12 protein-coding genes and 1 pseudogene are annotated in these 13,163 nt (G+C 61.1%); 12 read left to right on the top strand and 1 reads right to left on the bottom strand.

The window, feature by feature from the left end:
• The first annotated feature begins 210 nt into the window (after window positions 1-210).
• From proB to Q0072_RS18425, 11 genes are all read left to right on the top strand, one after another.
• Window positions 211-1,356: a glutamate 5-kinase gene (gene proB, locus Q0072_RS18475; protein WP_298333024.1), complete on the top strand. Its 1,146-nt coding sequence runs from the start codon at window positions 211-213 to the stop codon at window positions 1,354-1,356.
• Between the two features lies 1 nt (window position 1,357).
• Entirely contained in the window at window positions 1,358-1,669 is a 312-nt protein-coding gene (locus Q0072_RS18470) for a hypothetical protein (RefSeq protein WP_298333023.1), read from the top strand.
• 58 nt (window positions 1,670-1,727) lie between these two features.
• Window positions 1,728-2,999 carry a glutamate-5-semialdehyde dehydrogenase gene (locus Q0072_RS18465; protein ID WP_298333022.1) on the top strand — a complete coding sequence of 424 codons (1,272 nt, stop codon included), beginning with the start codon at window positions 1,728-1,730 and terminating at the stop codon, window positions 2,997-2,999.
• 179 nt (window positions 3,000-3,178) lie between these two features.
• Window positions 3,179-4,642: a histidine kinase dimerization/phospho-acceptor domain-containing protein gene (locus Q0072_RS18460; protein ID WP_298333021.1), complete on the top strand. Its 1,464-nt coding sequence runs from the start codon at window positions 3,179-3,181 to the stop codon at window positions 4,640-4,642.
• 93 nt (window positions 4,643-4,735) lie between these two features.
• Window positions 4,736-5,422: a phosphate signaling complex protein PhoU gene (gene phoU / locus Q0072_RS18455; RefSeq protein WP_126422341.1), complete on the top strand. Its 687-nt coding sequence runs from the start codon at window positions 4,736-4,738 to the stop codon at window positions 5,420-5,422.
• Window positions 5,423-5,440: 18 nt separating this feature from the next.
• On the top strand, window positions 5,441-6,136 hold the full coding sequence (gene phoB, locus Q0072_RS18450; protein WP_126422343.1) for a phosphate regulon transcriptional regulator PhoB: 696 nt from the start codon (window positions 5,441-5,443) through the stop codon (window positions 6,134-6,136).
• A gap of 151 nt (window positions 6,137-6,287) precedes the next feature.
• Entirely contained in the window at window positions 6,288-6,890 is a 603-nt protein-coding gene (locus tag Q0072_RS18445; protein WP_298333020.1) for a hypothetical protein, read from the top strand.
• Between the two features lie 53 nt (window positions 6,891-6,943).
• Complete coding sequence (locus tag Q0072_RS18440) at window positions 6,944-8,581, top strand: MDR family MFS transporter (RefSeq protein WP_298333019.1); 1,638 nt, start codon at window positions 6,944-6,946, stop codon at window positions 8,579-8,581.
• 82 nt (window positions 8,582-8,663) lie between these two features.
• A complete protein-coding gene (gene trxA / locus Q0072_RS18435; protein WP_298333018.1) occupies window positions 8,664-9,539 on the top strand; it encodes a thioredoxin in 876 nt (291 codons plus the stop codon).
• Window positions 9,540-9,550: 11 nt separating this feature from the next.
• On the top strand, window positions 9,551-9,787 hold the full coding sequence (locus Q0072_RS18430) for a Trm112 family protein (RefSeq protein ID WP_298333017.1): 237 nt from the start codon (window positions 9,551-9,553) through the stop codon (window positions 9,785-9,787).
• Window positions 9,788-10,202: 415 nt separating this feature from the next.
• Window positions 10,203-11,111, top strand: coding sequence for a hydrogen peroxide-inducible genes activator (locus tag Q0072_RS18425; RefSeq protein ID WP_298333025.1), 909 nt, complete (start codon window positions 10,203-10,205; stop codon window positions 11,109-11,111).
• Here Q0072_RS18425 and Q0072_RS18420 read toward each other — a convergent pair.
• The gene (locus Q0072_RS18420) at window positions 11,108-12,355 is read right to left on the bottom strand and encodes a UbiH/UbiF/VisC/COQ6 family ubiquinone biosynthesis hydroxylase (protein WP_298333016.1); all 1,248 of its coding nucleotides are present in this window, start codon (window positions 12,353-12,355) and stop codon (window positions 11,108-11,110) included. The two genes, Q0072_RS18425 and Q0072_RS18420, sit on opposite strands and share 4 nt — an antisense overlap.
• Window positions 12,356-12,585: 230 nt before the next feature.
• Here Q0072_RS18420 and Q0072_RS18415 point away from each other — a divergent pair.
• Window positions 12,586-13,163, top strand: a pseudogene (locus Q0072_RS18415) (serine hydrolase); the annotation flags it as partial.

Genomic DNA, 13,163 nt, shown 5'->3' with positions numbered 1-13,163 from the left:
GCCAGACCGTCGAGCAGGGCGCCCGCAAAGCTGCGTTGATCTTTGAAACCGCGCGTGCCGATATAGTTCATTTTGTTACCATTTCTTAAAAGCATTCAAACCCTTCTTGCTTCGCGAAGGGATTGTCCGCTAATAGGCGCAAGGGTTTCGCCCGCGATAAAACCGTCGCGGCGGGCCTATCATTTTCAGACGCCTGAGAAAAGACTTTCCATGACGGTCGCGGCCATAAAATCGGACTTTCCGGCGCATATCGCGCAGGCGAAGCGCGTGACGCTGAAGGTCGGCTCGGCCCTGATCGTCAATCCGCAAACGGGCGCGGCCAATACGCTGTGGATGCGCGGTCTGGCCGAGGACGTGGCGCGGTTGCGTAAGGCCGGGGTTGAGGTGATGATCGTCTCCTCCGGGGCAGGCGCCTTGGGGCGGCGTTATCTGGGGCTCACCACGCGGCAATTGCCGCTCGATCGCAAACAGGCCGCCGCCGCCGCCGGGCAGCCGATCCTGATGCGCGCCTGGGATGAGGTGTTTTCCGAACACGGAATCAAGGTGGCGCAGGTCCTGCTGACGCGCGAAGATACCGAACGTCGCCGGCGCTGGCTCAATGCCCGCGAAACCGCGGATACCCTGCTCAAGCTGGGCGTTGTGCCGATCGTCAATGAGAACGACACCGTGGCGACCGAAGAAATCCGCTATGGCGACAATGACCGGCTGGCGGCGCGGGCGGCCATGCTGGTGCGGTCTGAGGCGCTGGTGCTGCTGTCGGATATTGACGGGCTCTACACGGCTGATCCGCGTAATAATCCCTCAGCGGAACATATCGCTGTGGTCGAAACCATCACGCCGGACATCGAAGCCATGGCCGGGGGGGCCAATGCCGCTGCCGGGGTAGGCACGGGCGGCATGGCGACCAAGATCGCCGCGGCGCGCATCGCCGGGGCCGCGGGCTGTTCGACCACCATCATGAACGGTCAGGCCTTGCGGCCCCTGTCGGCGCTGGGGCAGGGCGCGCGCTACACCCTGTTTGCCGCGCAAGGCTCATCGGGGGCGGCCTACAAGGCGTGGATCGCCGGGACGGTGGTGCCGGCGGGACAAATCCATATCGACGCCGGGGCCGCAAAGGCGCTCGCTTCGGGTAAGTCGCTGCTGCCGTCTGGCATCAGTTCGGTAGCAGGCCTGTTCGATAAGGGCGACAGCGTGTCGGTCCTGCACGACAGGCGCGAACTGGCGCGCGGTATCGCGGCCTACAGCTCGGACGATATTGCTGCCATTAAGGGCAGAGCGAGCAAGGACATTGAGACGATACTTGGATACACCTCAGGTGATGAGGTGATCCACCGTGACGATCTGGTGATGGTGTAGGATGGAAAATGTAGCGTCGCCTGTATTTGATTTCCTTACACTCACCATTCCTGTGCAGGGGATGCTCGCTATTTTTGTCCCGCATCTGTTACGGGGCAAATATCGGATGATTTCCGCGCTCAGCATCATCTCCATACCGGTTATTTTTTATTTGGTGGGTTTGGTAAATTATCCCAATCCTTATGCCCCTGAGCCTCCTGAAGACCAATGGTGGACTGTCTTTCCCCTTTTGTCGTTTTTGGCAATTGCCATTGGCTTTATCTTGTCGGCTGCCTATTTTGCAGGCAGGAAATTGATGCGGCGGTGGCTTTAGAAGGCCTGCCGCACCGCTGCCTAGCCCCTTATGTCTTTAATCTTAGACGGAACCGATCATGGACACCGCCGCCCCCTTTGACCTCTCCCAACTGATGACCGATCTGGCCGCCAAGGCCAAGGCGGGGGCTGAGGCACTGCGTCTGGCGGGGCCGCAGGCGCGCACCCAACTAATCCTCAGCGCGGCCAAACATATCCGCGCCCAGCAGGACGCTATTCTGAGCGCCAATGCGGCCGATGTGGAGGCGGCGTCACAGAAGGGTCTGTCCAGCGCCATGGTGGAGCGTCTGGTGCTCAATCCGGATCGCGTCGAAGCTATGGCCAGGGGCCTTGAAGAGGTGGCGGCCCTACCCGATCCGGTGGGCAAGGAACTGGCGCGCTGGGAGCGTCCGAACGGGCTCGATATTGCCCGCGTCTCCACCCCCATCGGCGTTATCGGCATCATCTATGAATCGCGTCCGAACGTGACTGCCGATGCGGCGGCCCTGTGTATCCGTTCCTCTAATGGGGCCATCCTGCGCACCGGGTCCGAGGCGCTGAACTCGGCCAGGGCCATTTTCGTCGCCTTTGAACAGGCCTTTGCCGAGGCCAATCTGCCCGCCGCCGTGCAACTGGTGCCGACGGCTGATCGTGACGCTGTGGGGCTGTTGCTGGGCGGGCTGAATGAGGCGGTCAACCTGATCATCCCGCGCGGCGGCAAGTCGCTGGTGGCGCGGGTACAGGCCGAAGCGCGGGTGCCGGTTCTGGCCCACCTCGAAGGGCTGAACCACACCTATGTCCACGCTGCTGCCGATGCGGACAAGGCGGTCTCTATTGTGCTGAATGCCAAGATGCGCCGCGTCTCGGTGTGCGGAGCGACCGAAACCCTGCTGATCGACAAGGCCGTGGCCGGGACCCTGTTGCCGCGTATCGCCCTGGCCCTGATCGAAAAAGGCTGCGAACTGCGCGGTGACGAAGCGGCGCGCGCCATTCAGCCGATGATGGCAGCGACCGAAGACGACTGGCGCACCGAATATCTCGACAAGATACTGGCCGTGCGCGTGGTCAATGGCCTCAGCGAAGCGGTCGAGCATATCCGCACCTATGGCACCCAGCATACCGAGGCCATCATCACCGAAGACCCGCAAGCCGCCGAAGCCTTCCTCAACGAAGTCGATTCCGCCATCGTCATCTGGAACGCTTCGACGCAGTTCGCGGACGGCGGGGAATTCGGACTGGGGGCGGAAATCGGCATTGCTACGGGCCGGATGCACGCGCGCGGCCCTGTCGGGGCTGAACAACTGACGACCTTCAAATATGTGGTGCGCGGCAGCGGTCAGACCCGGCCCTGAAACCGCTTCTCAATCGGGTTAACAGACCCGCCCTGAATTTTAACCGCCCTGTCACGCCTCTGTCTTCAAATCAGCTTAGGTCCTGCCCATAAAAACCGGGGTGGAGACCTTTGATGGATAACAGGTTGTTAACGCACGCCGGGGTCTTATGGGCACCGCAATATCAGGAGCCGACATATATGGCGGCGCAACCCCGCAAGCGCATCTTTCTGCCTCTGGTTCTGGGCCTTCTGGTCCTGATCGCGCTTGCCCTGATGTCACCGGGCGCGCAGTGGCTGGTATGGGTGGCGGTGGGTATCCTGGCCGTAAGCCTGCTGGTGACCTATAGCGAGTTGCAACGCCACAAAAACACCGTCGTACCCGATGTGGTGCCGGTTCCGGAGCGCGTGCGCGTGCAGCCGGAAGGGCCGAGCTTTCAGGAGGTGCTGCGCGCCATTCCTGATCCGGTGATGATCGTGTCGGGCATTGAGCCCAATGACATAGCTGGCCGCTGGATCGTCTTCGCCAATACCGCGGCCGTCGAAGCCTTCGGTATAGCCAAGGAGGGCGGTCTGCTCGTCTCTTCGCTCCGCTATCCCGAAGTGCTGGAGGCCGTCGATGAGGCTCTGTTCGGCAATATCGAACGCGACACGGTCTTCGAAACCTCCGGGGCTCAGGACAAGTTCTGGCGCGCCTGGACCTCGCCCCTGCCGGTGACCGAAGGGGGGCTGCGCCGTCTGGCGCTGCTGGTCATCCGGGACGAAACCGACATCCGCCGCATCGAGCGGATGCGTGCCGACTTCCTCGCCAATGCCTCACATGAATTGCGCACGCCGCTGGCCTCGCTGACCGGGTTTATCGAAACCCTGCGCGGTCACGCCAAGGACGACCTCAAGGCGCGGGACAAATTCCTCAACATTATGGCGTCGCAGGCCGACCGTATGGGGCGTTTGATACAGGACCTTCTGTCTCTTAGCCGCATCGAGATGAACGAACACGTGCCACCGTCGGGCGAGGCCGATATCTCGCTATGTGCGCGCGATGTAATGGACAGCCTCAGTATTCTGGCGCAGGAAAAGGGGGTCGCTCTTTCGCTTAAGGGGCCGCCACCGGGCCAGTACTTCCTGACCGCGGACCGCGATCAGGTGTTGCAGGTCGTGCAAAACCTTTCGGACAATGCGCTGAAATACGCCCCGGCCGGCTCGACCATAGACATCGAAATTTTCAATGACTGCACCCTCGAAGAGGCCTTTGGCGTGCGTGACCCGGCGGCGTCCAAGCTGGTGCTGTTAAGGCCTGATCAGCGCGGGGCCTGGTACACCGTGGTGCGCGTCACCGACCGAGGGCCGGGCATCCGCCGCGAATTTTTGCCACGACTGGCCGAGCGTTTCTACCGTGTTGAGGGCCAAAAATCAGGTGATCGGCTGGGGACGGGGCTGGGGCTGGCCATCGTCAAACACATTATCAACCGACACCGCGGGGCCCTTGGGGTCGAGTCCGTCGCCAAGCCCTCGGCGCTGGCGGATAAGGACCTTCTGCCCTATGGCGGGCTGGATGTCGCCCCGACCGGACCGGTTGAGACCTATACCAGCTTCACCGCCTGCTTCCCTCAGCCCGGTCGCTACAAGGAAAGCCCCACGGTTGGGTTTGTGAACGCGCGCTAAGCGAAAAATGACAGTTTTGCCGCTGTGAGCGGCATGGTGTAATAAGCTTGTCACAAATTCAACATATGGGCTTTCGGTAAGGAACCTTACGTCATGAACAATCACATCGTCAGAACCTACGGCGAAGAACTCGACCAGCTCAGCGCGGAAGTGATGCTGATGGGCGGGCTCGCCGAGGCGCAGGTCGCCGACGCGGTCGAAGCCGTGGCGCGCCGTGATGTGGCGCTGGCGCAAAGCGTCATTGAGCGTGACCGTAAGCTCGATGAGCTGGAACGTGACGTCGAACGCAAATGTATCCGCCTGATCGCCCTGCGTCAGCCGATGGCGGCGGACCTGCGCAAGACGGTGGCGGCGATGAAGATCGCCACCTCGCTGGAGCGCACGGGTGATCTGGCCAAAAACATCGCCAAGCGCTCGCTGGTGATCGCTGAGGCCGAGCCGATGTCGCCTTTGACGCGCTCGATTGAGCGCATGGGCAAGCTGGTGTCGTCGCGCCTGCGCGATGTGCTGGATGCGTATAAGTCCGGCAAGCTCGACATGGCCATGGCCGTGTGGTCGTCGGATACCGAGGTGGATGAGCACTATAACGCGCTGTTCCGTGAGCTTCTGACCTACATGATGGGTGATCCGCGCACCATTTCGGCCTGCACCCACATCCTGTTTATGGCCAAGAATCTGGAGCGGATCGGTGATCACGCGACCAATATGGCCGAACATATCCATTACGAAATCACGGGCGAAGACTATGTCGATGATCGCCCGAAAATGTCCACCCTATAGGGGCCATCAGGAACTGTCATGAGCGTAAAACCCTACATCATTATCGCCGAAGACGAAGACGCCCTGTCCACGCTTCTGCAATATAACCTCGAAAAAGAGGGCTATGAGGTAGGGGTTGCCATCGATGGTGACGAAGCCCTCATGATGATCAATGAGCGTCAGCCGGACCTGCTGGTTTGCGACTGGATGATGCCCAAGGTGTCGGGCATCGAAGTCACCCGCCGCCTGCGCGCCCAGACCGAGACGCGCAACCTGCCCATCGTTATGCTCACGGCGCGCTCGGAAGAAACCGACCGTATCCGCGGCCTCGATACGGGGGCAGACGACTATGTGATCAAGCCGTTTTCGATGGTCGAGTTGGTCGCGCGCATCCGCGCCGTTCTGCGTCGCATCCGTCCCGGCCTGTCGGAAGACCGCGTCATCTTCGGCGAAATCGTTATCGACCGTCTGTCGCACCGCGTGCAGCGTTCGGGCCGTGACGTGCATCTGGGGCCGACGGAATATAAGCTGCTCGATTACCTGATGCAGCACCCCAAGCGCGTGTTCAGCCGCGAACAACTGCTCGATGCCGTGTGGGGCAACGATGTCTATGTCGAAGCCCGCACGGTCGATGTGCATATTGGCCGCCTGCGCAAGGCGCTCAATGCCGATACCGACTACGATCCGATCCGCACGGTGCGCTCGGCGGGCTATTCGCTGGATATGCAGGGCTGATCGGAGCGCTTTCCAAAAAGTGTGATGCACTTTTTGGATAAAAAGCGCGTTAAACCAAAAAGTTAAAACGTTATTTCGGCTCAATTTGAGCGAAATAACGTTTTAACCGGGTCGGTCGCGGTTATTTCACCGATCTCTGTTACGAAATCGCATGGATGCCCAAAGCTTTGATGATCCGGAAGCGGTGATCCGCCTGGGCGGCCCCATGCCGGTCTTTATTCGTTGGATGCTGATCGGGGCGGGCGTGTTCGCCTCTGTGATGGTGGTGGTCGAACTGGGGCGGGGTCTTTGGCCTCTGTCGGTGCTTAGCCTGTTTTTCGGTTTCATTATCGCTGGTGGCCTCTCGGTGGGGCTGGCCTTTGTTGTGTTTGGCGTCTGGTCTCCGGATGAGCAATGGGAGATTCGGCCCGGGTGTTTCACCCTGACCGTGACGCGCGGGCGGCACCGGTTGCAGCGGCACTTTACCCCTGATGACTTTGAGGACCTGACGGTCGTGCGCGACGACAGCGGGGATGGCCCCGATACTTGGCATCTGTTGGCGCGGATACGACTCGATAGCCCGAACCTGATCCTGCCTCAGCAGGAAGCGGTTTTTGCCGGGCTGCGCTGGCTTGAGCGTTTCTCTGCACCGATGAGGGGATGGCACACTCGTCCTGTCTTTCACGACCGCCTGCGCTCTCCGTCCCTGACCACAGAGGCCGCGGCGCATAAGGCGCTGGCGTGCTTCCTGAGTGAATCGAAACGATTGCAGTAGCGCGATCGCCGGTACTGCCGGTATGGTGTGTGGAACGCACATCAGAGGGCCGCATGGATACGCCGCAAACCTTTACGCCCGCCGAGCGCCGGGTCACGGTCATCGCGTTGATGATCGTCTTCCTCCTGTCGGCTCTGGATCAGACCATCGTCTCCACGGCTATGCCGCGCATTGTGGCGCATTTGTCGGGGCTTGATCTCTACGCCTGGGTGACCACGGCCTACCTTCTGGCCTCGACCGTCATGGTGCCCATCTATGGCAAGTTGTCGGACATCTATGGCCGCAAACCGATTCTGGTCATCGGCGTCATCATCTTCATCCTCGGCTCAGGCCTGTGCGGTATGGCCGGAGAATTTGGCGACCTGCCCGTATTGGGCGGCGGCATGGTGCAACTGATCGTCTTTCGCGCCATTCAGGGGCTGGGTGGTGCGGCGCTGATGACCTCGGCCTTTGCGGTGATTGCCGACCTTTATCCGCCGCGCGAACGCGCCAAGCTGGGCGGGTTGTTCGGTGCGACCTTTGGTATTGCCAGCGTGGTCGGTCCGCTGATCGGCGGCTTCTTTACCGATATGGGTACGGTCCACCTGTTTGGTCTGCCCATAGCGGGCTGGCGCTGGGTCTTTTATATCAACCTGCCGCTGGCCGGACTGGCCCTGTTCATGATTCTGGTCAAGACGCCCAAGCTGCTGCATCGCACGGGCGGCAAGATCGACTTTGCCGGGGCCATTCTGCTGCTGGCGACCTTCCTGCCATTTCTGCTCGGCTTAAGTCTGGGCGGCACAGACGGCTGGACCTCGCCGCTGGTGCTGGGCCTGTTTATCGGTGCGGCCATTGCCCTGATCGCTTTTCTGGCGGTTGAAGCCAGGGTGGAAAATCCCATCCTGTCCCTGTCTTTGTTCCGTAATCGGACTTTTGCCAGTGCCAATCTGGCCTCGGTGCTGATCTTCATGGCCTTTATGGGGCTGGTCTCCTTCCTGCCATTGCTGATGCAACTGGCGCTGGGCCAGTCGGCCACCACTTCGGGACTGGCCCTGATGCCGCTGACAGTGGGTTTGATCGCCTCAGCGACGGTTTCGGGCTTTCTGGTGCATAAGTTCGGCAAGTACCGTCTGATCATGCTGGGCGGCGCGGCCCTGACCGCCCTTGGTGCCCTGTGTCTGGCGACGCTTCCCAACACCGCCGGGGTGTGGGACGTGGTGTGGCGCGTCGCCCTGATCGGGATTGGTCTGGGGCCGGCGCAAAGCCTGTTCAATCTGGCGGTGCAGAACGCCGTTGAGCGCCGGGAGTTGGGTGTAGCGACCAGCGCCGGTCAGTTTTTCCGTCAGATCGGCTCGACCATCGGGGTGGCGGTCTTCGGTGCGGTGCTAACCCACAATCTGATGGTCATGGCCCCGAAGGCCAGCGCGACTCATGAGCAGGTTCTGTCCTTGGCCGAACTGGAACGCATGGCACTAGCCAGTCAGACAGAAATGTCTGTTCAAGGGGCGGGCGCACGGGCACCTCTTGATCCGGTGGCGCGTGATACCATCTCAGACGCCATCAAAGGCGTGATGTTTGCCGGGTTTCTGGTGTCGATTCTGGGGCTTCTGGCTACGACCCTGATCCCGGAACTGCCGCTTACATCCTTCCGCGACCCGGAGCCTTTGGGCGAAGCCCCCGGTGAGCCCGCCAGAGAGGCGTCACCGGAATAATTCGAGCGCGATGCCTTGCGCCGATTGCCTTCGCTTCCCATCCTGAGTAGGAAGATGATACAGAAAAAAGGTTGAGCAGATCATGGCCTTAAGCCCCCACATTATCGACGGTTCCGACGCCACCTTCGTCACCGAGGTGCTCGAAGCCTCGCAGACCGTGCCGGTCATCGTCGATTTCTGGGCGACCTGGTGCGGGCCGTGCCGGCAACTGGGCCCCGCACTGGAAAAGGTCGTCACCGAGGCCAATGGCAAGGTGAAGCTGGTCAAGATCGACGTGGACAAGAACCCCGTCATTGCCGGTCAGTTGCGCGTGCAGTCCATCCCCACCGTCTATGCCTTTGTCGGCGGGCGACCGGTCGATGGCTTTATGGGCGCCAAGCCGGAATCGGAGCTGAAGGCCTTCATCGAAAAGCTGGGCGTCGGTGGTGACGACGGTGCGCCGTCGATCGACGACGCACTGGCGCTGGCGGCACAATCGCTGGAGCAGGGGGATCTGGGCGGTGCCATGGAGGCCTATTCCTTCGTGCTGGATCAGGACCCGCAAAACCTGAAAGCCATCGCCGGTGTGGCGAAGATGTATATGAAGGTCGGGGAGCCGGAACAGGCTAAGGCCGTTCTCGATCAGGCCCCGGCGGATGCCAAGGATGCTGATATTCAGGGGCTGCGGGCGGCGCTCGAACTGGCCGATGGCGCGCCAACAGAGGTTGATGGCCTACGTGCGCGTCTGACCGCCGACCCCGCTGATCATGCGGCGCGCTACGATCTGGCGCGTGGTCTGGCCGGGCAGGGTGAACTGCCCGCGGCGATTGATGAGCTTCTGTTTATCATCAAGGCCGAACCCGACTGGGAAAATCAGAAGGCGCGCGAGTATCTGTTCAAGATTTTTGCCGCTGCGGGTCAGATGTCCGACATCACCAAGGCCGGGCGCCGCAAGCTGTCGTCGCTGCTGTTCAGCTAAAAGGGAAGCGCATGTCTGATATCGAAATCGAAACCCCGGCCAGCGACTCGCCCGTGCCCGACACCTCGGAAATCGACCCGCGTCTGCTCGAAGCGCTGGTCTGTCCCGTGACGCGCCGTCCCCTGACCTACGACAAGGTCGCGCAGGAACTGCTGTCGCCAACCGCCGGGCTGGCCTTTCCGATCCGTTCCGGCGTGCCGATTATGCTGGTCGATCAGGCCCGGCGTTTCGAGCCCCAAAAGACTTGATTTCAGGCTTAAGTTTCTGTTTTTTGAGATGAACGCCTTGTGAGGCAGACGTGTCTGTCTCTGTCAACGGACGCGCCAGACGCGGTACTGTCATCGGTTCCGCATAGTCCATCAGGGACTGCGATTGCTGTTCGAAGCGGTCTGTCATGGACCCCTCCTTTCAATCTAGAGCGGAATGATTTCTACTGGAATCATTCCGCTCAAGCCGCCATTGAGGCGGCGGCCAAGGTGGCGCAGCCACCGCCCGGCGAGGGGCTAAACAAAAATCCAGATCATTATGTTTCTACCAGAAATCATAATGATCTAGCCCACCCTGACAGTGATGATCTAAGTTTTCACTATGCCATCAGGTCCATTCGCATAAGCCTGATGTCAGAAATTTGCGATTTAAATAAAAATTGCTTATATGGTCGTCATGTTACCGACCCTGCGCCAGCTCCAGTACCTCAAGCTCCTTAATGAGCACAAAAGTTTCGTCGCTGCCGCCGAAGCCGCTTTTGTGTCACAGCCCGCCCTGTCTTCCGGCATTGCCGAGCTTGAAAAAGCCTTGGGGGTGCGCCTTATCGACCGTTCGCGCGGGCAGGTCATCATGACGGCGATTGGCGAAGACGTCCTGCGCCGCGCCGAGGACATACTGGCGCGCGCCGAAGATCTGGTAGAGGCGGCCAAGGGGGCCAATCGGCCGCTGGCCGGGCGTTTCCGTCTGGGGGTCATTCCCACCATCGCGCCGTTTTTGTTGCCGCAGGCCCTGCTGAAGTTGCGGCAGGAGTTTCCGCAGTTGCGCCTGTTCCTGCGCGAAGATCAGACCTCACGCCTGATCGCCTCACTGAAAAGCGGTAGTCTCGATGCCGCAGTGATCGCCCTGCCGTATGACCTGAGCGGGCTCGACCACGCCTTTATCTGCAAGGACGAGATACTGGCGGTCATGCCGAAGGACCATCCCTTGTCGCAGCAGGATGAGGTCGAGCCCGAGGCGCTGAAATCGGCGGAGCTGATCCTGCTCGAAGACGGGCACTGTCTGCGCGATCACGCCCTGGCGGCCTGCCAATGGAATGCGCCGGGCGCCGGCGATGTTAATCAGGCGCTCAATGGCGGTTTCGCGGCGACCTCGCTCAATACGCTGGTGCAGATGGTCGATGCCGGACTGGGCGTCTCACTCCTGCCCGAAATGGCGGTGGAATCCGGACTGGTCGAACGCTCCTCTGTGGCTATCCGCCACCTGCGTTCCGACCACGCCTATCGCGACATCGTCGTCATCTGGCGCGCCGGGTCGTCGCGCTCGGCAGAAGCGCGCCTGCTGGCCGGTGTGATCGGGAAGACCTAAACCGGTTCGCCGCGCAGCAGCTTCGGCAGGTCGCCCGTCGCGCCGCCGGCATCTTCCATAAAGAAGCGCCGCGCCGGGGCGATATTGTTGACAATGCCCATGCCCAGATCGCGCAGCGGCCGCACCAGCGGATTGTTGTTCGAGAACAGGTGCACGAAGGCGTCCATGATCATCGAGGTCGAGACGTTTTCAAAGCGCCGCCATTGCGCATAGCGTTCCAGCACCAGCTCCGACCCCAGGTCTTCGCCCAGTCGCGCCGCTTCGATGACGACCTCGGCAAAGGCGGCCGCGTCCTTGAGGCCGAGATTGAGCCCCTGACCGGCAATGGGGTGGATGCCGTGCGCCGCGTCACCCAGAAGGGCGATACGCCCGCGATACATGTGCTCAGCCAGCGCCATCGACAGCGGATAGATGAATTTCGGGCCGGTCAGTTCGACCTCACCCAGAAAATCGCCGAAGCGCTGCATCAGGTGGGCGTGGAACAGTTCGGGCCGCACTTCCAGCAGTGCCCTAGCCTTGGCATGGCTTTCCGACCAGACGAGGCAGGCGCGGTTATCGGTCAGTGGCAGTATGGCGAAGGGGCCTGACGACAGGAAATACTCGTAGGCTACGTGGTTATGCGGGTATTGCATCTTCACCGTGGCGACGACGGCGCTTTGGCCATACTCGCGGCGGATGGTGCGGATGCCTGCGTGTTCGCGCAGGCCCGATTTGCGCCCTTCGGCCGCCACGGCGACGGGGGCGGACAGGGTCTCACCCGTGCTGAGCGTCAGGTGGATGCGGGTGGCGGTTTCCTCGATCCCCGTGACACTGGCCGGGCAGATGACGTGGATACCGGCCTTTTGCACGGCCTCATACAAGACCGCCCGGATATGGCGGTTTTCCAGCATATAGCCCAACGGCTCATTGCCGGAGCGGTCCGAGATTTCTGCGGCATTGAAATGCAAAAAGAAGGGCGACGGTCGCTGCGTCGATGCGCCCGGCAGGTGGGCGTCGGTGACCATGATCTCGTCCATGCGACAGGCGAGGGGCTCCAGTGCGTCGCCCACACCCAGGGCCTGCCATTGGCGGAAACAGGAATAGGCGATGGCCGAAGCCCTACCGTCAAAGCTCGGTTCTACCTGCTCAGACAGGGGTTGCCGCTCGACCAGTACCGGTTTCAGTCCGCCCTTGGCCAGAGCCAGAGCCGCGGTCATACCGGCCATACCGGCCCCAACGATGATAAGATCAGCCTGCGTGTTCATGGCCTCAGTCTAGCCTTTGTCAAAGAGGGCTGCATTACAATTATTTCAGTAGCGACCCCATGCCGCAATTCTCTATGCTTTATACCAACGGCCGAAGAGGCTGACCGCCTCCGGCCGTTGAAAACTCGAGACTGTCTCATATGTGTCAAAGACATGAGACAGTCTCGAAAGGCATACCAAGAGTCATTTTCAATGACCCTCGGTATAATACGCACAGGGGAGGACTTCCGATGATGACACGCCGGCATATGCAGTCGCTGATGACCGCTTTTGGCCTGATGGCCGGGACGCGCGCTCTGGCGGCAGACAGCCCATTCCATGGACGCTGGACGGGCGTGCTCGTGGCGGGGGCGGTACGCCTGACCCTGCGGCTGGAGATCGACGCCAAGGGGGCAACCCTGTTCAGTGTCGATCAGGGCAATGCGCGCATTCCGGCCTCCAGCGTCGCCATCGAAGACGAGCGGATCAAGCTGGCCTTTGTCGCGATCAAGGCGACTTTCGAAGGCACGCTGACGGACGAGCGCCATATCGACGGCACCTTTACGCAGGGTGCTCCCCTGCCGCTGCGCTTCACGCGGGGTGAGGTGGCTGAGGCAACTCCTGAGCCCGTCTATCCGCCGCTGACGCGTGAGTTGCTGAACGACAAGCGGCTGGCGGCCTACACACCGGGTATGGCGGCCGCGTGGTCACGTGGCACGCATACCGAAATCTTCGCCGCCGGGGCCCGCTCCAGCGAAGACGAGATCGCCGTGCAGATGGAAGATCAATGGCATTGGGGCTCTATCACCAAGTCGATGACGGCGACCCT

Source organism: Asticcacaulis sp. (assembly GCF_027484505.1).
Lineage (GTDB): Bacteria > Pseudomonadota > Alphaproteobacteria > Caulobacterales > Caulobacteraceae > Asticcacaulis.
Note: the sequence above shows the minus strand (reverse complement) of the source record. Positions and strands in the feature narration are given on the sequence as shown.